Annotated in this window: 20 protein-coding genes, 1 tRNA gene and 1 other RNA gene; 10 read left to right on the top strand and 12 right to left on the bottom strand. The window is 67.0% G+C overall.

Annotated features, from left to right (window positions below):
* Positions 1 to 69: 69 nt before the first annotated feature.
* Both msuE and CPY97_RS12270 read left to right on the top strand, forming a co-directional pair.
* Positions 70 to 705, top strand: coding sequence for an FMN reductase (gene msuE / locus CPY97_RS12275; protein WP_096423077.1), 636 nt, complete (start codon positions 70 to 72; stop codon positions 703 to 705).
* A 13-nt stretch (positions 706 to 718) separates the two neighbouring features.
* Positions 719 to 1,084, top strand: a complete 366-nt coding sequence (locus tag CPY97_RS12270) for a winged helix-turn-helix domain-containing protein (RefSeq protein ID WP_161494131.1) — start codon at positions 719 to 721, stop codon at positions 1,082 to 1,084.
* 16 nt (positions 1,085 to 1,100) lie between these two features.
* On the opposite strand, the gene CPY97_RS12265 is transcribed toward CPY97_RS12270, so the two are convergent.
* From CPY97_RS12265 to CPY97_RS12235, 7 genes are all read right to left on the bottom strand, one after another.
* Complete coding sequence (locus tag CPY97_RS12265; RefSeq protein ID WP_096423075.1) at positions 1,101 to 2,471, bottom strand: NtaA/DmoA family FMN-dependent monooxygenase; 1,371 nt, start codon at positions 2,469 to 2,471, stop codon at positions 1,101 to 1,103.
* Between the two features lie 51 nt (positions 2,472 to 2,522).
* Entirely contained in the window at positions 2,523 to 3,695 is a 1,173-nt protein-coding gene (locus CPY97_RS12260; RefSeq protein WP_096423074.1) for an acyl-CoA dehydrogenase family protein, read from the bottom strand.
* Complete coding sequence (locus CPY97_RS12255; RefSeq protein WP_096423073.1) at positions 3,692 to 4,702, bottom strand: aldo/keto reductase; 1,011 nt, start codon at positions 4,700 to 4,702, stop codon at positions 3,692 to 3,694. The genes CPY97_RS12260 and CPY97_RS12255 overlap by 4 nt, the downstream gene beginning before the upstream one ends.
* A complete protein-coding gene (locus CPY97_RS12250; RefSeq protein WP_096423072.1) occupies positions 4,699 to 5,850 on the bottom strand; it encodes an acyl-CoA dehydrogenase family protein in 1,152 nt (383 codons plus the stop codon). The genes CPY97_RS12255 and CPY97_RS12250 overlap by 4 nt, the downstream gene beginning before the upstream one ends.
* On the bottom strand, positions 5,847 to 6,512 hold the full coding sequence (locus CPY97_RS12245) for a methionine ABC transporter permease (protein ID WP_096423071.1): 666 nt from the start codon (positions 6,510 to 6,512) through the stop codon (positions 5,847 to 5,849). Before CPY97_RS12245 ends, CPY97_RS12250 begins: the two co-directional genes overlap by 4 nt.
* Positions 6,505 to 7,533, bottom strand: coding sequence for a methionine ABC transporter ATP-binding protein (locus CPY97_RS12240; RefSeq protein WP_096423675.1), 1,029 nt, complete (start codon positions 7,531 to 7,533; stop codon positions 6,505 to 6,507). The genes CPY97_RS12245 and CPY97_RS12240 overlap by 8 nt, the downstream gene beginning before the upstream one ends.
* Positions 7,534 to 7,624: 91 nt before the next feature.
* Positions 7,625 to 8,626, bottom strand: a complete 1,002-nt coding sequence (locus CPY97_RS12235) for a MetQ/NlpA family ABC transporter substrate-binding protein (protein ID WP_096423070.1) — start codon at positions 8,624 to 8,626, stop codon at positions 7,625 to 7,627.
* A gap of 206 nt (positions 8,627 to 8,832) precedes the next feature.
* On the opposite strand from CPY97_RS12235, the gene CPY97_RS12230 reads away from it, so the two are divergent.
* Both CPY97_RS12230 and CPY97_RS12225 read left to right on the top strand, forming a co-directional pair.
* Positions 8,833 to 10,053 (top strand): sodium/glutamate symporter, encoded by a 1,221-nt coding sequence (locus tag CPY97_RS12230; RefSeq protein ID WP_096423069.1) that lies wholly within the window; start codon positions 8,833 to 8,835, stop codon positions 10,051 to 10,053.
* A 44-nt stretch (positions 10,054 to 10,097) separates the two neighbouring features.
* Positions 10,098 to 10,547 carry a hypothetical protein gene (locus CPY97_RS12225; protein WP_096423673.1) on the top strand — a complete coding sequence of 150 codons (450 nt, stop codon included), beginning with the start codon at positions 10,098 to 10,100 and terminating at the stop codon, positions 10,545 to 10,547.
* A 104-nt stretch (positions 10,548 to 10,651) separates the two neighbouring features.
* On the opposite strand, the gene CPY97_RS12220 is transcribed toward CPY97_RS12225, so the two are convergent.
* Both CPY97_RS12220 and CPY97_RS12215 read right to left on the bottom strand, forming a co-directional pair.
* Positions 10,652 to 11,734 carry an AI-2E family transporter gene (locus CPY97_RS12220; RefSeq protein ID WP_231923952.1) on the bottom strand — a complete coding sequence of 361 codons (1,083 nt, stop codon included), beginning with the start codon at positions 11,732 to 11,734 and terminating at the stop codon, positions 10,652 to 10,654.
* 41 nt (positions 11,735 to 11,775) lie between these two features.
* Positions 11,776 to 11,863: transfer RNA gene (locus tag CPY97_RS12215), tRNA-Ser, on the bottom strand.
* Between the two features lie 74 nt (positions 11,864 to 11,937).
* Between CPY97_RS12215 and ffs the strand changes: the two genes are divergently transcribed.
* The 5 genes from ffs (at position 11,938) to CPY97_RS12185 (ending at position 18,402) form a co-directional block, all read left to right on the top strand.
* Positions 11,938 to 12,034: signal recognition particle sRNA small type (gene ffs, locus CPY97_RS12210), an RNA gene on the top strand.
* 122 nt (positions 12,035 to 12,156) lie between these two features.
* Positions 12,157 to 13,401 (top strand): IS701 family transposase, encoded by a 1,245-nt coding sequence (locus CPY97_RS12205; protein WP_150129172.1) that lies wholly within the window; start codon positions 12,157 to 12,159, stop codon positions 13,399 to 13,401.
* A 138-nt stretch (positions 13,402 to 13,539) separates the two neighbouring features.
* Positions 13,540 to 15,816 (top strand): phosphate acetyltransferase, encoded by a 2,277-nt coding sequence (gene pta, locus CPY97_RS12200; protein ID WP_096423068.1) that lies wholly within the window; start codon positions 13,540 to 13,542, stop codon positions 15,814 to 15,816.
* Positions 15,813 to 16,940, top strand: coding sequence for an acetate/propionate family kinase (locus CPY97_RS12195; protein ID WP_096423067.1), 1,128 nt, complete (start codon positions 15,813 to 15,815; stop codon positions 16,938 to 16,940). Before pta ends, CPY97_RS12195 begins: the two co-directional genes overlap by 4 nt.
* Before the next feature lie 727 nt (positions 16,941 to 17,667).
* Positions 17,668 to 18,402 (top strand): hypothetical protein, encoded by a 735-nt coding sequence (locus CPY97_RS12185; RefSeq protein ID WP_096423065.1) that lies wholly within the window; start codon positions 17,668 to 17,670, stop codon positions 18,400 to 18,402.
* 24 nt (positions 18,403 to 18,426) lie between these two features.
* Here the strand turns inward: CPY97_RS12185 and CPY97_RS12180 are convergent, their stop codons facing one another.
* Together CPY97_RS12180 and CPY97_RS12175 are read right to left on the bottom strand one after the other, a co-directional pair.
* Complete coding sequence (locus CPY97_RS12180) at positions 18,427 to 19,074, bottom strand: NAD(P)H-binding protein (RefSeq protein ID WP_096423064.1); 648 nt, start codon at positions 19,072 to 19,074, stop codon at positions 18,427 to 18,429.
* A gap of 101 nt (positions 19,075 to 19,175) precedes the next feature.
* A complete protein-coding gene (locus CPY97_RS12175) occupies positions 19,176 to 19,523 on the bottom strand; it encodes a histone-like nucleoid-structuring protein Lsr2 (RefSeq protein WP_096423063.1) in 348 nt (115 codons plus the stop codon).
* A gap of 66 nt (positions 19,524 to 19,589) precedes the next feature.
* On the opposite strand from CPY97_RS12175, the gene CPY97_RS12170 reads away from it, so the two are divergent.
* The gene (locus CPY97_RS12170) at positions 19,590 to 19,964 is read left to right on the top strand and encodes an ATP-binding cassette domain-containing protein (RefSeq protein WP_096423062.1); all 375 of its coding nucleotides are present in this window, start codon (positions 19,590 to 19,592) and stop codon (positions 19,962 to 19,964) included.
* A 65-nt stretch (positions 19,965 to 20,029) separates the two neighbouring features.
* Here the strand turns inward: CPY97_RS12170 and CPY97_RS12165 are convergent, their stop codons facing one another.
* Entirely contained in the window at positions 20,030 to 20,758 is a 729-nt protein-coding gene (locus CPY97_RS12165) for an SDR family oxidoreductase (protein ID WP_331716210.1), read from the bottom strand.
* Between the last annotated feature and the right edge of the window lie 67 nt (positions 20,759 to 20,825).

Genomic DNA, 20,825 nt, shown 5'->3' with positions numbered 1-20,825 from the left:
GTGTCGTATCTGGTCGCGGTGTGACAGGCCCGGTGGCGGTAGCGAGCGGAGTCCCCAAAAACTGGTCTCATGACCATCAGCTCACCGCACACCGTGATCGCGTCCACCGCCAACCCGGCCGCGGCCCGAGCCCCTCGCATCGTTGGCGTGAGCGGCAGCCCGACCAGCCCGTCGCGCACGACAGCGCTGGTCGACCACGTGGCGAGGGTCTTGGCCGACACCGTCGGCGGTGAGGTTGAGGTCATCGCGCTTGGTCCACTACTCGGAGAGCTCGGCGAGCACCCATACCGCGACGGACTCGGAGTAAACGCTCGGGCTGCCCTAGACACCGTTGAGGCAGCCGACATTCTCATCGTCGGCTCACCGGCCTACCGCGCTACTTTTACCGGCTTGTTCAAGCTTTTCTTTGATCACGTCGCTCAGTACGCGCTCGTGGACACGCCGGTCGTCCTCACCGCCACGGGAGGAAGCGAACGTCACGCTCTGCTCGTCGAACACCAGATGCGCCCGCTATTCGGGTTCTTTCAGGCGCTCACTCTTCCCCTGGGCATCTACGCGAGCGAGGCCGACTTCACCGACTATCGGGTCAGCTCACACGAACTCGATGAACGCATCGAGATGGCCGTCCGCCGAGCAACGCCCCTCTTGCGCTCGCAACTCGGACTCGAGGTTTCCCGCGATGTCTCTCGGCCCGCCTGGGCGTAGTACGCAACCCCGCGTGCGCGAGGGCTTCGACTCAGCGGCCACGATCACGATGTCGGCGGTCGAGCCGCCGACGCCCGTTCGACTCGATCTCAGTCGACACGCCGTCGTGCGGGGCCACACGGTGATCCCGTTGTCGGTTCGTGAGGTCGAAGCTCTGGCTTTGCTCGCCGCGGAGCCTGGTCGGGTCGTCCGACGGTCAGAACTGACCACCGCAATTTGGGGTGATGATCCGCCTTCCGGTGCCCGGGCCCTCGACATGGTGATTCGCCGCATTCGCGAGAAGCTCGGGCCCGGGGGCGATGCCATCCGTTCCGTTCGTGGCGCCGGCTTTGTTCTCGTCTCTCACCCTTCGCTCGAGGTGACGGCGCGTCCGGCCTAACGGCGACACGCGAATGTCAGAGGTTCGCGCCGCCTCGGTACCGCGCGGCAGTGTGCGCCTCGGGAATGCGGTCCCCAGCGCCGAACAACACGTCGCGAAGACTGCGCGGCTCAGCGGGTCGCTCGAGGACCCGCCCACGCTTTCTCAGTTCGGGCACCACGAGCTCGGCGAAATCTCGCGCCGTATCGAAGGAGTGGTACTGCCGGAGGTTGATTCCGTCGACGCCGTCCTCATCGAGCCAGCGCTCGATCTCGTCGGCGACGACGGACGGCGTTCCTGCCACAAAGAAGCGCCCTTCGCGGCCACCGCGGAGGGCGTCGAGCGCCTCGCCGACCGTGCTCGTCGGGTTCGCGTACGGGATGGTGGTCGACGGCACACCCGCGGCTGCCGCGGCACGCTCCACCGTCCACTCGCGTGGGTAGGCGGTGAGGTCGATCGGCGAACTCGCGTGCGCCAGTATTCCTCGCACACTCGTCCGTTCCTGGTAGAGCCGCCATTTGTCCGCCGCCTCTTCTTCCGTCCGGCCAACGACGACGCCCGCCTGAACGAGGAATCGAACGGCGTCCTCGCCCCGTCCTTCAGTGTGCGCGGCATCGCGAATGGCGCCGGCCGTGCGTCGGAAGTCATCGGCAGTGCGGCCGCCAGTGAAGACCACCTCGGCATGCTTTCCCGCAAACGCGACGCCAGCGGGCGATCCGGTCGCCTGGTAGAGAACAGGAGTGCGCTGTCGCGACGGTGCAGCGAGGTGCGGCCCGGCGACGCTGTGGCGCGGCCCGTCGTGGTTGATGTAGCGAACCTTCGTGGGGTCGGCGAACACGCCGGTATCCCGGTCGGCGACGATCGCGTCATCGTCCCACGAACCCTCCCAGAGCTTGTAGACGACGTCGAGGAACTCGTGGGCGATCGCGTACCGCTCGTCGTGCGGAATCTCGTCGCGAAGGCCGAAGTTGCGAGCCGCGTTGGGCAGGTATGAGGTGACGATGTTCCACCCGATTCGCCCATTCGTGAGGTGGTCGAGAGTCGACATCCGGCGGGCAAAAGGGAACGGGGGCTCGTAGGTCGTGGCGAAGGTGACGCCGAACCCGAGGTGGCGAGTCGCCGCGGCCATCACCGGCACCACGAGAAGCGGGTCGTTTGACGGTAGCTGGAGGCCTTCCTCTGCCGCCGCGCTGACATCGCCGCCGAAGACATCGTATGCACCGATCACGTCGGCAAGGAACACGCCGTCGAACCCGCCGTCTTCGAGAAGCTCAGCCAATTCGGTCCAGTAGCCGATGTCTGCGTACCGTTCGCGATTGTTGCCCGGCAGTGTCCAGAGCCCGTGGGTGATGTGGCTCACCGTATTCATCTCGAAGAGGTTGAGGATGAGCTTCTTGCGTTCGGTCATGACTTCTTTCCGGTGAGGGTGACGGGTAGCGGCGTCGTCGACGAGCCGCGGCTACGCATCGCCGCTCGTCCACCATCCGACCAGATCGGATCCGGTGAGGAGGTGAGCGCCGAGAGCGCGCGCCTTGTAGCGTGCGGGATTGTGGGAGGCGAGTGTGCGCGCATTCCGCCAGTGTCGATCGAGGCCACGGTCACGATCGAGGGCGGATGCCCCTCCCACCTCGAACAGGCGGCTCGCAGCATCGAGAACCGCGGGGACGATCACGAGCTGCGCCTTCGTGACATGCGTCTCAGAGGCGCAGATGGCCGCGTCGCGGTCGGCCTCGCCTGAGTCACTCGACAACGATGATGCGCTCGCCTCGAGGACGCTCGCCGCGAGGGCGAGCGCCGCATCCGCCCGATAGGAGAGCGCCGATAGCTCGCCGACCACCTCCTGCACGAGCGGATCATCGGCAGCGCGAGGCGCGCTTGCGTGGCTGTAGGTGCGGGTGCGCGCCGTCACATAGGCAACGGCGTCGTCAACGACGGCTCGCCCGATTCCGACCAGCGTTGCGAGAAGAACGAGTTGAACGAACGCCGGCCCGTCGGTGGGCGCCTCCCTCACCCCGCTGACCCGCTCTGGCTCGACGACCACGTCGGTGAAGACAGTCGTTCCGCTGCCCGTCACGCGTTGACCGAAGCCGTTCCAGTCGTCGACACGCTCGACGCCCGATCGCGTGGTCGGCACGAGCACGCTCACCGGCTGCCCGTCACGTTCGGCCAGCACCGAAACGAGATCGGCGAAGAGTGTGCCCGTGCTGTAGAACTTGCGCCCCGACAATCGCGGGCCAGCCGCGGTGTCGCTGAGTGTCGTCTTCTCGGCATCCGGCCCGCCACGGTCGAAGGTGGCATTGCCGTGGATCGCCCCGTCAGCGACGAGACGAAGTCGCTCGGCCTTGGTCGCGCCGTCGGGCATCAGCAGGGTGCGGTCGATAAACGAAAAGTGGGAACGGAACAGCTGTGCGAGATTCGAGTCGCTGCGCGCCAGCTCGGCGAGTGTCTCGAACAGCTCACTTCTGCTCGCTCCGCGACCGCCGTACTCTCTCGGCAGAGTGAGGCGTGTGAAGCCGACGTCGCGGAGGGCGTCGACCTCCGCGAAGGGCAAGATGCGGTCCCGATCGCGCCGCGCGGCGTCTCGCCCGATCGCATCGAACACCTCGCGCAGTGCGGGTGACACGGCGCTCATGGGCGACCGCCGACCCTCTCACGGCCCTGTGAAATGGCGGAGACGTCGCGTGCACGATCGCCGCGCGATCGTTCAGCCAGTGCGTCGAGGTTCGCCCGCACGGTGGGGGGAATCTCGACGGTGAGACTGGCAAGGTTCTCGCCTAGCCGGTCGATTCGGCGCGTGCCCGGGATCGGCGTGACGGGAATCGCGAGCTCTCGCGCGCGCTCGCGCACCCAGGCCAGTGCGAGTTGACTCGGAGTGACCGACAGTCGCGCGGCAAGCTCGGCCACCGTTCGCGCGAGGCCCTGGTTGGTGGGTAGCGCGTCGTCATCGAAGCGCGGGAATGCTCGTCGTAGGTCATCGTCAGGAATGTCGACGTCGGCGTTCGCGAGGAGTCCGCGACCGAGCGGTGCGTAGGCGACGAAGCCCACGCCGAGCTCTCGGGCGGTGGGAATCACCTGTACCTCGACATCTCGGCTGATCAGCGACCACTCGCTCTGTACGGCGGCGATGGGATGCACGGCGTGTGCGCGGCGCAGCTCATCGCCCGTGACCTCACTAACCCCCAGGTGTCGCACGAGTCCCTGTCGCACCAGCTCAGCCATGGCGCCGATCGTGTCCTCAATCGGCACCGTGGGGTCAAGCCGGTGGTAGTAGTACAGGTCGATGTGATCGACGCCGAGTCGCCCGAGGCTCGCTCGCGCCGCGGTGGCGACGTACTCCGGGTCTCCGATGAATCGTCGCTCGTCGACGGAGCCGGGCGGCGCGAAACCGAACTTCGTCGCCAGCTCGACCTCGTGGTGGCGCCTGCGCACGGTGCGCCCGACGAGCAATTCGTTGTGGCCGGCTCCGTACACATCCGCCGTGTCGATGAGGCGCACGCCCGCATCGATCGCCGCGTCGAGAACGTGTTCCGATTCCTCGTCGTCTGCCGGGCCGTAGGTGCCCGACAGCGACATACATCCGAATCCGAGCGCGGAGGTGATGAGGCCATCGCCGAGGGCGACCATGGGCACTGTGCTCATCGGCCGGGTGCCTTCCAGTCGGGGCGGGTGCCCGTCAGTTCCCACTGCCCGATCGCCCGGGTTCGCTGCGCCACCGGATTGTGCGACGCGATCGTGCGCACGTTCCTCCAATGCCGGTCGAGGGCGTACCGAACGCTGACAGCGGATGCGCCTCCCACTTCAAAGAGCCGCGTCGTCGCGTCCAAGACGATGTCGGGAACAACGCGTTGCAGCCGGTAGACGTCCCACTGCAGCTCCTGGAGCGCGTCGCGGTCGTATCCCGCATCGATGATCTCGTCGAGGTCACCGACAGCCGACAGCACAAGTCGGCGGGCGGCGCTGGCGGCGCCGCTCACCTCGCCCACCACGTGCTGCACGAGCGGGTCCTCACGCGGGAGGGTCTCGCCGGCGAAGCCGAAGGTCCGGCGACGGGGCACGACGTACGCGACGAGGTCATCGTGCGCGCGTTGGGCGATGCCCGCAATTGTCGCCAGCAGTGAGAGTTGAAACACGCTTCCCAGAAGGGGCCACAGTGCTGCGTCGTCATCCTCACGGTGCACCTCGTCGCCGTCAACGACGGCGTTTTCGAAGCGGGTCGTTCCGCTTCCTGTCAACAATTGACCGAAGCCATCCCAGTCGTCGACGGACTCGACGCCGTCTTGGGATGCGGCGACGGTCACCGCGACGCGTTCGTCACCGTCGAGGGCCGCGAGATGAATCCAGTCGGCGTAGATGCTGCCCGTCGTGTAGTACTTCGTCCCGCTCAGGGTGAGGGTCGAGCCCTGTCGGGCGAGAACCGTGTCGAGCCGTGCCGTGTCGTGGCGCTCGGACTGGGCGTTGCCGATCACATCACCCGCGACGAGGCGCGGGTACCAGCGGGCGACTTCGAGCCCGCGGTAGCGGAGTTTCTCGACGAATGCGATATGCCCGCGCCACAGGTGCCCGAGGCTGGCGTCGGCACGAGCGATGTCGATCTGGTGCGCGATCACTTGGTGAAGGCGCGCCCCCGCGCCCCCGAATTCGACGGGCACACGGAGACTGCCGAATCCTGCATCGGCGAGCGCCCGAACCTCGCGGTGGAGAAGGCGGCGTTCGCGTTCGCGTTCGGGCTGTGCGTCGCGCAGTGCGGCGAGCGTCGCAGCCAGGTCGGTGGCCGTCGTAATGGTCATGCGTGCATCACCCGACGAGAGATCCAGTTTCCAAGCAACTGCGCCGACTGCACGAGCACGATCAGGATGAGCACGATGATGCCGACGACGAACCAGTCGAAACGCTGGTAGCCGTAGGTGATGGCGAGGTGTCCGAGACCGCCGCCCCCGACGACGCCCGCAACGGCAGTCGCATCGACGAGCGCGACGAAGATGTAGGTCAGCCCAAGCACGAGAGGGCCGAGCGCCTCGGGTATCACGATGGTGAAGAGCACTCGCGCGGGGCTGGCACCCATGGCCGCCCCCGCTTCGACCGCACCCGGATCGACCGCAACGAGGTTCGACTCCGATATGCGCGCAATCGCCACACTGGCGACGAGGACGAGCGGCACGGTCGCTGCGAGCGGCCCGATGCTCGTTCCCACGATGAGTCGGGTGAACGGGATGATCGACACCGCCACGATCAGGAACGGCACCGGTCGGATGATGTTGATGACTGCATTCAGGACGCCGAACACGACCCGATTCTCCAGCAGGTTGCCAGGCCTCGACGCGTAGAGGAGCAGGCCCAGCCCGACGCCGAGGATTCCAGCCAGCAGGAAGGACACACTGACCATCAACCCGGTCTCGGCGAGCGCCTGCCAGATGCGAGGGATGAGTGCGTTGAAGTAGGCCTCATCCATGCGGCACCTCCGTCACGGACACCGTGCGTGCGAGGTCCCGAATCGCTGCATCCACGGCACGGTCGTCCCCCGAAAGCTCGACGATCAAGCTTCCGAAGAGTTTCGCCGCGATCTCGCTCACCCCGCCGAATACGACCGTTGCGTTGACGCCGTGCTCGCGTGAGATGCGTGAGAGGTAGGGGTCGCTCGCGTCGGGGTTGTCGATGGCAATCTGCACGAGGCGGCCGGAGTGGGTCCGGCGTATCCGGTCGAGAGTTTCGTCACTCGGCACGTGCTGAAGCACGGACGAGACGAACCGGCGCGTCGTCGGATGCTCGGGCCGGGAGAAGACGCGATACGCCGTTCCATGCTCCACAACTTCACCACGCTCCATGACGGCGACGCGGTCGGCGATGGACCGCACGACGTCGATCTCGTGGGTGACGAGCGCGATGGTGATGCCGTATTCGGCGTTCGTTCGCTTCAAGAGCTCGAGCACCTCCGCGGTGGTGTCGGGGTCGAGAGCGCTCGTCGCTTCATCGGAGATGAGAACGTCCGGCCGATTTGCCAGTGCGCGGGCGATTCCGACCCGCTGCTTCTGGCCGCCAGACAGGCGCGACGGATAGGCGAAAGCTTTGTCGGAGAGACCGACGAACTCGAGCAGTTCCTCGACTCGGTCGACGACCTCGGGTTTGGCGACGCCGGCAAGCGCGAGCGGGTACGCGATGTTTGCGAAGACGGTGCGGGACTGTAGGAGGTTGAACTGCTGGAAGATCATTCCGATGCGCTGGCGGGCCTGGTAGAGCGCGCGGCCGCGCAGGGCAGAGATCTCGTGGCCGTTCACGAACACGCTTCCCGAGGTGGGGCGTTCGAGAGCGTTCACGGTACGCAGCAGCGTGGACTTGCCGGCGCCCGAGTAGCCCACGATTCCGAAGATGTCGCCGCGGGGGATACTGAGCGACACATTCGTCAGTGCTGAGAAAGACGTGCGACGGGTCACGAAGGTTTTTGACACGTCGCGGAACTCGATTGCTGTGGTCACGGCAGGTGCCTTCACGGTGGCCGTGGCTGGGAGACGTGAGGTCTCCCAGCCACGGATGAGGATGCTCGTCATTGGTATGTGGATCCTGGTGCTAGAGGTTCGCGCGGGCGAGTTCTTCGAGGTCGGCGAGCTTCGAGCGCAGGGTGTCGGTGGGCACCTGGACGAGCGTCGTCGCCCCGGCACTCTCGATCTGCAGCGCCTCGGCGACACGCGGGTCGGCATAGGCCTCGCGGAGGATCTCCCATGCCGGATCATCCTTGTTCTCGTCACGCGTGGCGATCACGTTGATGTAGGGCAGGTTCGCCTCGTCGAGCGAGTTGTCGAGGTAGAGCGCGTCGTCACTCGTGATGTTCTGCGACGGGTCGAAGTACGCGGTTCCGACAACGACGGCCGACAGGCTCGGGTCGTCAAACTGCTGCGGGATCGTCGTCGCCTGAATGGCCACGAGTTCGAGGTTCAGCGGGTTGCTGGTGACGTCGTCGAGCGTCGGGAACTCTCCCGAGTCATCGGCGATCTCGAGAAGGCCGGCGGCCTCGAGGATGAACAGGGCGCGACCACCGTTCGACGGGTCGTCGGGAATCGCGATGCGTGCACCGGCCTCCAACTCGTCAAGGCTGTCGAGCGTGGCCGAGAAGATTCCCCACTGCGTGATGACGGTCGAGAAGACCGGCGTGAGGCTTTCATCGTTCTGCACGTTGAAGTTGCTGAGGTACAGGATGTGCTGAAAGGCGTTGGCGTCGACGGAACCGGCGGCGAGCTCAGTGTTCGGCAGCACCCAGTCCGAGAGGTTCACCCACTCGACGATCAGGCCCTTCTCGCGGGCGACCTCGGCGATTGCTGTCTGGAAGTCGGAGTCCTGGCTCGTGGCGATGCGGACGGTTAGGGGCTCGCTCGGGGTGTCTTCCGGTGCTGCGGCGCCCTCGGCGCCGGCAGTGTTTCCGCCGAGTGCTGAGGCCGCGAACACGACTCCCGCGGCGAGAAGGCCGGCAGCGGCAATCCCGCCGGCAATGAAGCCGAATCGGCGACGGCCGGCTGAGCGCTCGTCGAGCGTCGCTCTGAGGTCGCTCTGCTGTGGTGCGTCTGGGGTGGACATGATGGTTCCTTTCGGGGTGAAACGATGGCTGTGTCCGTCAGTTATGGCAGGCCGGAATCGATTCCCCAAGCGGCGATGTCACGGGTGGAAACGGCGGTTCATGGGCCGTAGCGTGCGGTGACTGAACGTCACGGAGGGCAACATGAGTGGGCGCGATCGGCCTAGTTTTTGCGAGCCCTCCGGCGCGGTTTGTTTGACTAGATGCTATGAGCTTTGATCTGAGCGACGCGCAGTGGGCCGGCTTCTCGATCGTGGTGCTCGGCATCGTGCTGTTGCTGGCGACCGTCGTCAGACGCTACGTTCCGCTGTTCGCGTCCCTGTTCATCCCGACGTCGGTGATCGCGGGGTTCGTGATCCTGCTGATCGGGCCGCAGATACTCGGGGTGTGGACGGACACTGACGGAGCGATCCCGGGCGAGGTGCTGGCGATTTGGGCAACGCTGCCCGGGCTCTTGATCAACGTCGTGTTCGCGGCGGTGATGCTCGGCAACAAGCTGCCGAAGCCCGCGCAGATCTGGAGAGCCTCGGCGCCGCACGTGATCTTCGGTAGCGCGCTGTCCTTCGGCCAGTTCGCGCTCGGGGCGCTTGCGGTCGCGCTCATCTTGACACCCTTCTTCGGCGTGACCGACCTCGCCGGATCAATCATCGAGATGTCGTTCGCGGGCGGCCACGGCACGATCGCGGGCATGGGTCCGCTGCTCGCAGAGGCTGGCGCGAGCGATCTCATTGACCTCGGCCTGGGGCTTGCGACCATCTCGATGGTGACGGGCATCGTCTTTGGCTCGCTGCTCGTGCGCTGGGCGGTGAGGAACCCGAGAATTCAGCTCGCCCGCACGACCCCGTTGACGGGTAAAGAGGTGCACGACCTGAACAACGCGGGCGTCGACCCGAGTGAGCGCGACGCAGAGCCCGACAACCGTGGCATGGGCCCGGTGACGGTCGCCCTCATGTGTATCGCGCTCGCCATCGCCGCCGCGATCGGCACCATGAGCCTCGCCACCCTCGGCGCGAACGTGCCGGTGCTGATCGTGTTCACGGTGATCGCCGTCGCCTGGAGCGTCACCGCCCTGCTGTTCTTCGGCCCTCGCATTCACGGCCGCGACTGGTTCGAGCACGCCATCGCCGACTTCGGGCAGTCGCAGGGCAACGTCGCGACGGGATTCGTGCTCGCCGACATGGTCGACCCCCAGCGCCGCACGAATGCTGCGAACGCCTACGGATACAAGCAGCTCGGCTACGAGCCGTTCCTCGGCGGCGGTCTCATCACGGCGTTCTCGGTGCCGCTCATCATCGCCTGGGGTTCGCTAACCTTCGGGCTCGTGTCGCTCGGTCTCGCCGTTGGGTTCCTCGCGTGGGGCGTGGGGCGGCGCCGGGCGCTCGACCGGGCGTCGGCACGCGCGAGTGCGACCGACGCGGCCCGCTCCTGAGCGTCGACCCGACCACTCCGTCGCCCACGACCGCCCTGCCGCCCGTGACCCGCCCGTCTCGACTCGAGCGCCTGCAGGTCCTCGTCTACCTGGCGGCGATCGCGGCCGGCCTCGCCCTCGGCGTCCTTGCCCCCGCGGCGGGTGCGGCGGTGGGGGTGGCGGTTCTGCCGGCGCTCGCCGTGTTGTTGTTCGTGACGTTGCTGGTGGTGCCGTGCACCGACTGGCTTCTGACATTCACGCAGCTGGCGGGCGGCGATACGGCGCGGGCGGTGGCGTTCGCCCCGGTGTCGCTGATCGTGCAGTTGGCGCTGCTGCCGGTGTACGTGTGGCTGATCGCGGACGGTGCCGCCGGTGCCGACGTCGGCACGCTCATCGACGTCGAGCAGGTGGTCGTGACGGTGCTCGTCGTGCTCGTGCTGCCGCTCGCGCTTGCGGTGCCCGTGCGCGTTCTGCCCCGGATCTTCGCCGCCCCGCCAGCGACTACTCCGCTGTAGGAACTCCTACACCGGAGCAGTCGCGGCAAAGGTTGCGCACTTCCCGTGGCCGTGTCACGAGGCGCACTCCTCACGAAGCGCCCTCCTCCCGAGCGGCCCCCTTCTCACTGCAGGTTCTGCCGCGGCACGATCACCTTCTTGAGGATCAGGAGGATCGACGCGACGAGTGGCGCCGCGACGAGCGCGCCGAGCAGCCCCAAGAGCGTGGCGCCAATGAAGGCGGCGATCAAGACGAGCGCCGACGGAATACTGATCGCCTTGCCGATGATCCGCGGGGTCAGCACGTATGACTCGACCTGCATGTAGACGATCATCACGACGGCGACGATGAGCGCGGTGACGGGCGACTCAAACAGGGTGACCACCGTCATGATCGTCGTGCTGATCACCGGCCCGATGATCGGGATGAGCGTGATAAACAGCGCGAGGAACGCCAAAACGACCGCGTAGCGCACCCCGAGGATCGTCAAGAGGATGAACGAGAACGTCGCGTTCAGGGCGGCGAGCACGATCTGCCCGATGAGGTACTTGCCGATCGAGTCGAAGATCTCCTCTGCTAACTCGCGGAAGCCGCGGCGCTGCGAGGCCGGCACTAGTTCGTACAGGGCGCCCTTCATCTGGTCGAGCGAGGCCACGAAGTAGAGGGTCATGACGACGACGAAGATGATGCCGAACACCCCGTTGACGATCGACGCCCCGATGGCGAGCGCGCCTCCACCGACGACGAGCCACGTGTTCGGGTCGGCGACCGCGTCGGTCACGAGGGCGAGCAGCGTGGTCAGCGCCCCGCCGAAGTCGGTGTCGAGGTTCACGAACCACGCCTGGTTCTCGATGTCGGTCAGGTACTGCGGCACCGTGGTGATCAGTTCGGTGGCCTGCTCGATCACGATGGGGGTGATGAGCAGCACCATGGCGACGACGATGCCGATGAACCCGGCCAGCACGATGAGGATCGCGCCCGTCTTCGACACCCCACGGTTCTGCAGCCGGGTCACCACCGGGTACAGGCCGAGGCTGATGAAGATCGCCAAGAAGATCAGCATGATGGCGTAGCTGAGCGACACGATTGCCGCGCCGAGCAGCAGCGCGAGCAGCACGCCGAGGGTGGTGACAAACCCGAAGCGGAACGGCCCGCTCGTGAGGATTCCGGTCATCCATTTCGGCCGGGCGTTCTCAGTTTCGCTCACGCGCATCATTCTGTCGTGCGCGATGCCGTTCCACGAGGCTTTGGCGGAGGATAGGGGATTCGAACCCCTGAGGGCTTGCACCCAACACGCTTTCCAAGCGTGCGCCATAGGCCACTAGGCGAATCCTCCAGGTGCCGCGCCCGCACATCACACTCGGAATGAGCGCGCGAACCCGACCCGGCGATACTACCGGTAAAGTGGGGGACGGCTCCTCGCGTGGCGCCATCCAGGCCAACTCCCCCAGGGCGGAAACGCAGCAAGGGTAACCGGGCTCTGGCGGGTGCGCGAGGGGTCCCTTTTTCTTTCTGGCGCGGATGCTCGCGCACCGTCCGCGCGGACGTCCCTGTGCATCCGCCCGCACTCCCCTAGTAGTACTTGGTTAGGTCCTTGTTAATGGTCGTGGTGACTGTTAACCTCGCGGCGTGCGGGTGGATGAGATCGAGCGGGTGCGGGTCGAGTTGGACGAGTTCGTCGGTGAGGTGTTCGCGTCGCTGGCTCGGAAGGATCAGCGGTCCAAGGGTGGCCTGTATCTGCAGGGCCTGATGCTGGAGGGCAGGCGGAAGTCGATGCAGCCGATGGGCGACCGGCTCGGCATCGATTATCAGCAGCTGCAGCAGTTCGTGTCCTCCTCGCCGTGGCCTGTCGAGCCGGTGCGTCGTCGGCTCGCCCGTAAGGCGGCGTCGCTGTTGTCGCCGGAGGCGTGGGTTGTCGATGACACCGGGTTCGTCAAGGACGGCCCAGCCTCACCTGGGGTGGCGCGGCAGTACTCGGGCACGCTCGGAAAGGTCGGGAACGTGCAGATCGGTGTCACCGTGCACGCGGTCACCGATGCGGCGTCTTGCCCGTTGGACTGGCGGCTGTTCCTTCCCGAATCGTGGGACGACACCTGCTCGGACACCAACGAGCACGCCGACCTCGTCGTCGCGCGGCGGGTGAAGGCGCAGATCCCCGACGCGGTGCGGCATCGACCGAAGTGGGAGCTCGCGCTGGAGATGATCGACGAGCTTCGCAGCTGGGGGCTGCTGCCGCCGCTGATCTGCGCCGACGCCGGATACGGCGAGATCGGCTACTTCCGCACCGCGCTCACCGACCGCGGAATCCCTTACGTGGTGCAGGTGAAGTCGGACACCAGCATGCACCCCGAAGCCGCGGTGTTCGAGATGCCGCCCTACCGCGGACGCGGGCGGCCACCCGTGCAGGCCAGCTACCGCAGTGACCCGATCCGCGCGAAGAGCCTCATCGCAGCCCTCGGCGACGACGCGTTCGAGCAGGTGTCGTGGCGGCAAGGATCACGCGGCATGATGACCAGCCGGTTCACCGCCACGCGGGTGCGCCCCGCGAACCGGAACCTGCCCCGCGAGCCCGACGGATCGCTACCCGAGTGCTGGCTACTCGCCGAATGGCCGGACGACGCGGACGAGCCCACCGACTACTGGCTGTCCACCCTCCCCGCCCACACGCCGATCGCGGAGCTGGTTCGGCTCGGGAAGATCCGCTGGCGCATCGAGCACGACTACCGCGAACTCAAGCACGGCCTGGGCCTGGACCACTTCGAAGGACGCACCTGGCCCGGGTGGCACCACCACGTCACGCTCGTGAGCGCCGCGCACCTGTTCATCACGATCCAGCGCCTGAGCGCGGACCCAAAAGCCCGCGGGGCAGCCTGAGCTTCTACGGCATCCTCCGCGACCTTCAGACCGCGGTCATCCGCCTGCTCAGCCACTGCCCCTACTGCCAACGCGCTGGACCAACCTAACCAAGTACTACTAGCCCCCACACAGGCCCCCTCTCTAGGCTGAGAGCCAATGGCACGCAACCTGTACATCACGTCCGCCGAGGGCAACTCGGGTAAGTCGACCGTGGCGCTCGGCGTGCTTGATGCGCTCTCGAGCCGCGTGCAGCGCGTGGGGGTGTTTCGGCCAATCGCCCGCACGACCGCGCACGGTGCGGCCACCAACGCCGGCAACTCCGGCGACCGCGCCAGCAACGCCCCCAACCACGCCGCCGACCGCGACTACGTGCTCGAGACCCTGCTCGCCCACGACGGCGTCGACCTCACCTACGACGAGTGCATCGGCGTCAGCTACGACGAGGTGCACGCCGACCCCGAGCAGGCGCTCGCGACGATCGTCGAGCGGTACCGGGCGGTCGAACGGCAGTGCGACGCCGTGGTGATCGTCGGCTCCGACTACACCGACGTCTCGACTCCGACCGAGTTCACCGTCAACGCCCGCATCGCCGCGAACCTGGGCGCCCCGGTCGTCTTGGTGATCGGCGGCCGGGCGTCGGGCGCGGCGGGCGGCCGCGGCCTCGCCGAGTCGGGCCCGCGCACCCCCGACGAGGTGCGCCGCGCGGCCGAGGCGGCCGTCGCCGAGCTCGCCCACGAGCACGCGACCCTGCTGGCGCTGGTGGCAAACAGGGCAGACGCCGACCGGCTCGACGACATCTGCGCCGAGCTGGCCACGCTCGCCCCCGACGCGGTGGTGGGCGCGATTCCCGAAGACCGCTACCTGATCGCCCCGACGGTGGCCGCCGTCATGGCCTCCTGCGACGGCGAACTCGAGCGCGGCGAGGAGGCTCTCCTCCAACGCGAGGTGTTGGGCGCCGTCGTCGCCGGCATGAGCATGGAGAACGTGCTGCCCCGCCTCACCGAGGGCGCCGTGGTGCTCGTTCCGGGCGACCGCAGTGAGGTGCTGCTGGCGGTGCTGATGGCGCACGCGAGTGAGACGTTCCCGAGTATCGCCGCGATCATCCTGTACGGCGGTTTTGAGACGCCCGACAGCGTGCAGTCGCTGATCGACGGGCTCGACCCGACGCTGCCGATCATCCGCACGCCGTACGGCACGTACGACACGGTGCTGCGCATCACCGAGAGCCGCGGGCGCCTGGCCGCCGACTCGCAGCGCAAGTACGACACGGCGCTCGCGCTGTTCGAGAAGCACTTCGACGCCGAGACGCTGCTCGACCGGGCCGACGTGAGCCGCAGCGACGTGGTGACTCCGCTGATGTTCGAGTACGACCTGCTCGAGCGGGCCCGCAGCGAGCGCAAGCGCATCGTCTTGCCCGAGGGCAGCGACGACCGCGTGCTGCGCGCGGCCGCCACGCTGCTGAAGCGGTCGGTGTGCGACATCACGATTCTGGGCGACGAGGTGGATGTTCGTGCGCGCGCCGCCGAGCTCGGCCTCGATCTCGAGGCGGCCGAGATTCTGAGCCCGTTCGACACGGAGCTGCGCGAACAGTTCGCGGTGGAGTACGCGCGGCTGCGCGCCCACAAGGGTGTGACGGTCGAGTTCGCCCGCGACGTGGTGACCGACGTCAGCTACTTCGGCACGATGATGGTGCACATGGGGCTCGCCGACGGCATGGTGAGCGGGGCCGCGCACACGACGGCGCACACGATTCGCCCGAGCTTCGAGATCATCAAGACCGACCCGGGCGTCAGCGTCGTGTCGAGCGTGTTCCTGATGTGCCTGGCCGACCGCGTGCTCGTCTACGGCGACTGCGCGGTGGTGCCCGACCCGACGGCCGAGCAGCTGGCCGACATTGCAATATCGTCGGCGGCGACGGCGCAGCAGTTCGCGATCGAGCCGCGCGTGGCGATGCTGTCATATTCGACGGGGGAGTCGGGCTCGGGCGATGACGTTGAGAAGGTGCGGGCCGCGACGGCGTTCGTGCGTGAGCGTCAGCCCGAGCTGCTCGTCGAGGGACCGATTCAGTACGACGCGGCGGCCGAGCCGAGCGTCGCCGCGACGAAGATGCCCGATTCGCCGGTCGCCGGGCGCGCGACGGTGTTCGTCTTCCCCGACCTGAACACCGGCAACAACACGTACAAGGCGGTGCAGCGCTCGGCGGGCGCTGTGGCGATCGGGCCGGTGCTGCAGGGCCTGCGCAAGCCGGTCAACGACCTGTCGCGCGGGGCGCTCGTGCAAGACATCGTGAACACGGTCGCGATCACGGCGATTCAGGCGCAGCGCACGCCGCCGCCGGCGACGACGGCGATTCCGGTGATTTCGCGCGACGACGCGGCCGCGGCGGCCGAGTCGGGTGTGACGAGCGCGGCGGCTGACGGGGGCGAGGCCTGATGCGTGTCTTCGTCGTCAATTCGGGGTCGAGCTCGATCAAGTACCAACTCATCGACACGGCATCGGGCGAGCGCGTGCTCGCCGGCACTCTCGAGCGCATCGGCGAGGAGGGCGGCGACGCCCCCGACCACACGACCGGCATGCGTCAGGTGCTGGATGCTCTCGGCGCGGATGCCCGCATCGCCGCCGTCGGTCACCGCGTCGTTCACGGCGGGGCCCGGTTTACGGCCCCGACGCTGATCGATGCCGCGGTCGGGCGGGCCATCGACGAGCTGAGCGCGCTGGCGCCGTTGCATAACCCGGCGAATCTGGCGGGCATCCGGGCGGCGATGACGGTGCTGCCTGACGTGCCGCACGTCGCGATCTTCGACACGGCCTTCCACCAGTCGATGCCGCCCGAGGCGTTCACGTACGCGATCGACCGCGAGCTCGCCGCCGAGCACGGGGTGCGCAAGTACGGCTTCCACGGCACGAGTCACCAGTTTGTGGCCGGGCAGGCCGCGGCGGTGCTGGGCCGCCCGCTGGAGGAGCTGAAGCTGATCGTCTTGCACCTCGGCAACGGCGCGAGTGTGACGGCGGTCGACGGCGGGCGTTCGATCGATACGTCGATGGGGCTGACCCCGTTGCAGGGCCTCGTGATGGGCACGCGGTCGGGTGACCTCGACCCGGCGGTGCTTGTACACCTGCACCGCGTGGCGGGCTTGAGCGTCGACGAGATCGACGCGCTGCTGAACAAGCGCAGCGGACTGTTGGGCTTGACCGGCCGCAGCGACATGCGCGACGTCACGGATGCGGCGGCCGCCGGCGACGAGCTCGCCGAGGCGGCGCTCGCCGTGTGGGCGTACCGCATCCGCCACTACATCGGCGCGTACCTGGCGCACCTCGGCGGCCTCGACGCGGTCGTGTTCACGGCCGGCGTCGGCGAGAACAACGCTGCCCTGCGCGCCCGCGTCATGGAGGGTCTCGAGCACCTCGGCCTGCGCGTCGACCGCTTCTTGAACGGCCGCGCGGTGCGAGGCGCCCGCATCATCTCGCCGGCGCTTGAGGGCCCGAAGGTACTCGTCGTGCCGACCAATGAAGAGTTGGCGATCGCCCGCCAGGCGGCCGAGCTCGTCGCGGGCTGAGCGAAGGGTCTTCCGTTAGCGGAACAGTCCCACTCTGAAAGAGCATTGACAGTTTTATTTCGCAAACGCAATAATACTGTCATGAATCAGATTAGTGTCGAGGAGGCTGCTGCGACACTCGGCGTTTCCCCGCAACGCGTGCGAGCAATGCTGCGCAACGATCAACTCGCGGGCCGCCGGATCGCGGGCCGATGGCTTGTTGATCCCGCCAGCATGCCCGCGCGTTCTCGTCGCGCAGGGCAGCCACTCAGTCCGCGCATCGCGTGGTCGCTCGCTGAGGTTGCCGCGGGTCGCCGTCCGACTGAGCTCTCTTCATCTGAGGCCTCGCGCCTGAGAGCGCGGTGGCGCGACATTTCCCATGCGTCTGATCCTGTCTCCGTACTCGGCGCCGTGATGGCGCGCCGAGCGAGGGCTTCGCGCTGGTCAGCGCCGGATCCTGTCGCTCTTCTCAACGACCCGCGGGTCGTCGCCGGAGGGAAGAGCGACCCTCGGGCGGGTATGCGATCGCCCAACTCCGTTGACGTGTACGTCCCATCGTCGGAGATTGATGGTGTCGTAGCAGACCACCTGCTCGTTCCCGCTGCAGAGTCGGCGAATGCTGTACTGCGCATCGCGGACCGGCCCCTTGTCACGCCATTGCCGTGGCTCATCATCGCTGCAGACCTGGCCGATGGTGACGCACGAGAGATGCAGCAAGCCGAGCGACTGATTCGTGAAATGGGTTCGCGTGAGTGATGTCGTGATCATGCCCGCAATGTCTGCCGCGCAAAGCGCCGGCTGGCAGACGTTGATGGATCTTGCGGAGCGCCGGCCGGAGGGGTGGGCTCTTGTGGGTGGGCAGATGGTGCACCTGTGGTGCGCCCAGCGAGGCTCCGATCTCGCTCGACCCACAGATGACATCGACACCGTTCTCGATGTTCGAGCACGGCCGCACATCTACCCAGAAGTGACGGCGGCGTTGAAGGACATGGGGCTTGTGGCGCAAACAACGCCAGAAGGTATTGACCATCGGTGGGTGAAGGGCGCCGCCGAGATCGATGTCCTGGTCCCACGGCACCTCGGAGCGCGGGCGGCCAATAGACGCAGCGCGTTCGGCGGTCGAGCGCTCGAAACCCCGGGAGCTCAGAAGGTTCTCAATCGGACCGAGACGGTCCTGGTCGACGTCGAAGGCAGGGTGGGGAGTATCCCGCGACCTACGCTCCTCGGTTCCTTGGTCGCGAAGGCTGCTGCGTACACGGTTGTCTTGGACCGCAACAGAAACAGGCACCTGGGTGACTTGGTGGTGCTCGGCAGTTTGCTGGTCCCCAATGACGTGCGGGACCACCCCGCCCTTGACCGGCGAGAAAGGCGACTCTTGTCGAATGCGATCGGCGCTGCCCGTGCAGATCCCGCCAGCTGGGGCTACGTGCCGTCTGGGGCGCAGACTCTGGACAGGATGAGCATCCTGGTCACGCGCACGTAGGCGCTCGCCAAGCAGCTAGACCCCCTACAACCCCGCGACGGCCTCCGCAATCGGAGTGTCGCCGCTCACCAGTTCGAACTGCGCACCCACGCCGCGGCCGGTCACGAGCAGCGCATACAGCACCGCAGCGACGTCGGCCCGCGGGATCGTTCCGGACACGTCGTCGCCGACCTGCACCCGCCCGGTGCCCTCGTCGTTGGTGAGCCCGCCCGGGCGCATGATCGTCCAGTCGAGGTCGTCGTGGGCACGCACGGCGGCGTCGGCTTCGCTCTTGGCCCGCAGGTACACCTGAAACACGTCGTCCGAGTCGGGGTCGAACGTGTCGGCACGCCGCGCTGACACCATCACGTAGCGGCGCACGCCCGCCTGCACGGCCGCGTCGGCGAGCAGGATCGCCCCGTCGCGGTCGAGGGTGAGCTTGCGCTCGGCGCCGCTGCCCTCTCCGGCCCCGGCGGCGAACACGACGGCGTCGGCCCCGGTGATCGCTTCGGCGACCGCGTCATCCCCGTCGCGCTCGAGGTCGACGATGACGGCGCGCGCCCCGTCGTTTTCGACGTCGGCGGTGTGGTCGGCGTTGCGTATGAGCGCCCACGGCTCGTGGCCGCCCGCGCTCAGCAGGCGCGACAGCTGCCGCGCGATTTTTCCGTGTCCTCCGGCGATGGCAATTTTCATGCGCCCAGACAAACAGTCGGGGCTGGGTGCCGCCTCCACGAGACGGGCCCAGCCCCGATCATCCGATTATTGATTAATGCGAGCGGATGCTCGCGGTGCCACTACTTTCCGGTGGCCGCTTCGTACGCTTCGACAATATGCGCAGGAATTCGGCCGCGGTCTCCGACGGGGTGGCCGTTGGCGTTCGCCCATTCGCGAATTGCGGAGGTGTTTGACTTGGCGGCTGCGCCTCGCCTTTTCGGAGCGGCTGCCCGCCCCGATGCCCCGCCAGCGCTGGCGCGCCGACCGGCAGCGACGAACGGAGCGAGCGCGTCGGCGAGCTTCTGCTGGTTCGACTCATTCAAATCGATTTCGTAGTGAGCGCCATTCAAAGAAAAGCGCGTGGTGACGGCGTTATCGCCGAGTTCGGTACCGTCGAGGTCGTCGACGAGAACAATCTTGTGTGCCATGGCGCACACACTAGCGAATAAGAACTATGCGCTGCGCGAAAAGTTTCCTGGCTCAGCGAGAAGTACATCGATCAGTTGGGAATCCGCGTTTCGTCGGTGAGCCAGGTGGCTGGCAACCTGTCGGGCGGAAACCAGCAGAAGGTCAGCGTCGCGAAGTGGTTGGCGGCGGACACCGAGATCATCATCATCGATGAGCCCACGGTCGGCATCGACGTGCGCACGAAGGCAGCCCTGCACAACCTGATCATGGATCTCGCCGACGAGGGCATGTCGGTGATCCTGATCTCGAGCGACCTGGTCGAAATGATTCAGATCGCCGACCGAGTCATGGTCATGCGCGACTACCAATTCGTGGGTGAGCTCGAGAACTCGAAGAGCTACCACGACATGTCCACCCAGGTGATGGACGCCATTCAGAAGGGCGCCAGCGCGGTTGCGTAGAGGTGTCACCCCGCCGGCGCGTTACGTGAACGGAGCGCCGGCGGGGGACGCGTGAGCGCGCTGCCTCAGCTGGGCAGTCGCAGGCTCGCCATGCCGCCATCGACGGCGAGGATCGTTCCCGTGGTCGACGACGACCGCGGGTCTGCCAGGTAGAGGATCGCGTGGGCGACCTCGTCGGCACTTACCAGCCGGCCGATCGGCTGGCGGGCTTCGAGGCGTGTGCGCTCGGCCTCGGGCTCAGCAGTCTGGCCAAGAAGTCGCTGCACCCACGGTGTGTCAGCGGTGCCGGGGTTGACGCCGTTGACCCTGATGCCGTCGGCGATGAGGTCTGCCGCGCACGCCCGCGTGAACGACTCGAGTGCACCCTTCGAGGCCGTGTAGACAGCGCGTCGAGGAAGACCGGTTGTTGAGGCGACCGAGCAGACATTGACGATGCTGGCGCGCGAGCTTGCCGCGAGCAGGGGATGCAGCAGGCGGGTCACGCGCGCCGTGCCGAACACGTTCACCGAGAAGACCTTCTCCCACTCCTCGGTCGTTGCGTCGACGACCGTGCCGACGGCGCCGATGCCCGCATTGTTGACGAGAACGTCGACGTGGTCGGTCTGCCGAGTCACCTCGGCAACGGCGCTGGCGACGGAATCTTCTTGCGACACATCGCAGTGAATGTATGGGGCGAGCCCGCTGAGGCCGCCCTCGGCGAGGTCGAGCCCGAAGACGTGAGCTCCCTCAGCGACGAGTCGTGTGGCCACGCTGAGCCCGATGCCGGAACCCGCACCCGTGACGACGACGGTCACGCCAGAAAATGGAGAAGAGGTTTGCGTCATGGTCTGTATCTCCAAACATCGATATCGGGAATCGCGA

The sequence above is a fragment of the Microcella alkaliphila genome (genome assembly GCF_002355395.1).
GTDB classification, from domain to species: Bacteria; Actinomycetota; Actinomycetes; order Actinomycetales; family Microbacteriaceae; genus Microcella; species Microcella alkaliphila_A.
This window is presented reverse-complemented; position numbering and strand designations above follow the sequence as displayed.

Coding starts and splice junctions, on each gene's coding strand:
- msuE (WP_096423077.1), top strand. CDS start 70: ATGACCATCAGCTCACCGCACACCGTGATCGCGTCCACCGCCAACCCG.
- CPY97_RS12265 (WP_096423075.1), bottom strand. CDS start 2,471: ATGACCGAACGCAAGAAGCTCATCCTCAACCTCTTCGAGATGAATACG.
- CPY97_RS12260 (WP_096423074.1), bottom strand. CDS start 3,695: ATGAGCGCCGTGTCACCCGCACTGCGCGAGGTGTTCGATGCGATCGGG.
- CPY97_RS12255 (WP_096423073.1), bottom strand. CDS start 4,702: ATGAGCACAGTGCCCATGGTCGCCCTCGGCGATGGCCTCATCACCTCC.
- CPY97_RS12250 (WP_096423072.1), bottom strand. CDS start 5,850: ATGACCATTACGACGGCCACCGACCTGGCTGCGACGCTCGCCGCACTG.
- CPY97_RS12245 (WP_096423071.1), bottom strand. CDS start 6,512: ATGGATGAGGCCTACTTCAACGCACTCATCCCTCGCATCTGGCAGGCG.
- CPY97_RS12235 (WP_096423070.1), bottom strand. CDS start 8,626: ATGTCCACCCCAGACGCACCACAGCAGAGCGACCTCAGAGCGACGCTC.
- CPY97_RS12230 (WP_096423069.1), top strand. CDS start 8,833: ATGAGCTTTGATCTGAGCGACGCGCAGTGGGCCGGCTTCTCGATCGTG.
- pta (WP_096423068.1), top strand. CDS start 13,540: ATGGCACGCAACCTGTACATCACGTCCGCCGAGGGCAACTCGGGTAAG.
- CPY97_RS12180 (WP_096423064.1), bottom strand. CDS start 19,074: ATGAAAATTGCCATCGCCGGAGGACACGGAAAAATCGCGCGGCAGCTG.
- CPY97_RS12175 (WP_096423063.1), bottom strand. CDS start 19,523: ATGGCACACAAGATTGTTCTCGTCGACGACCTCGACGGTACCGAACTC.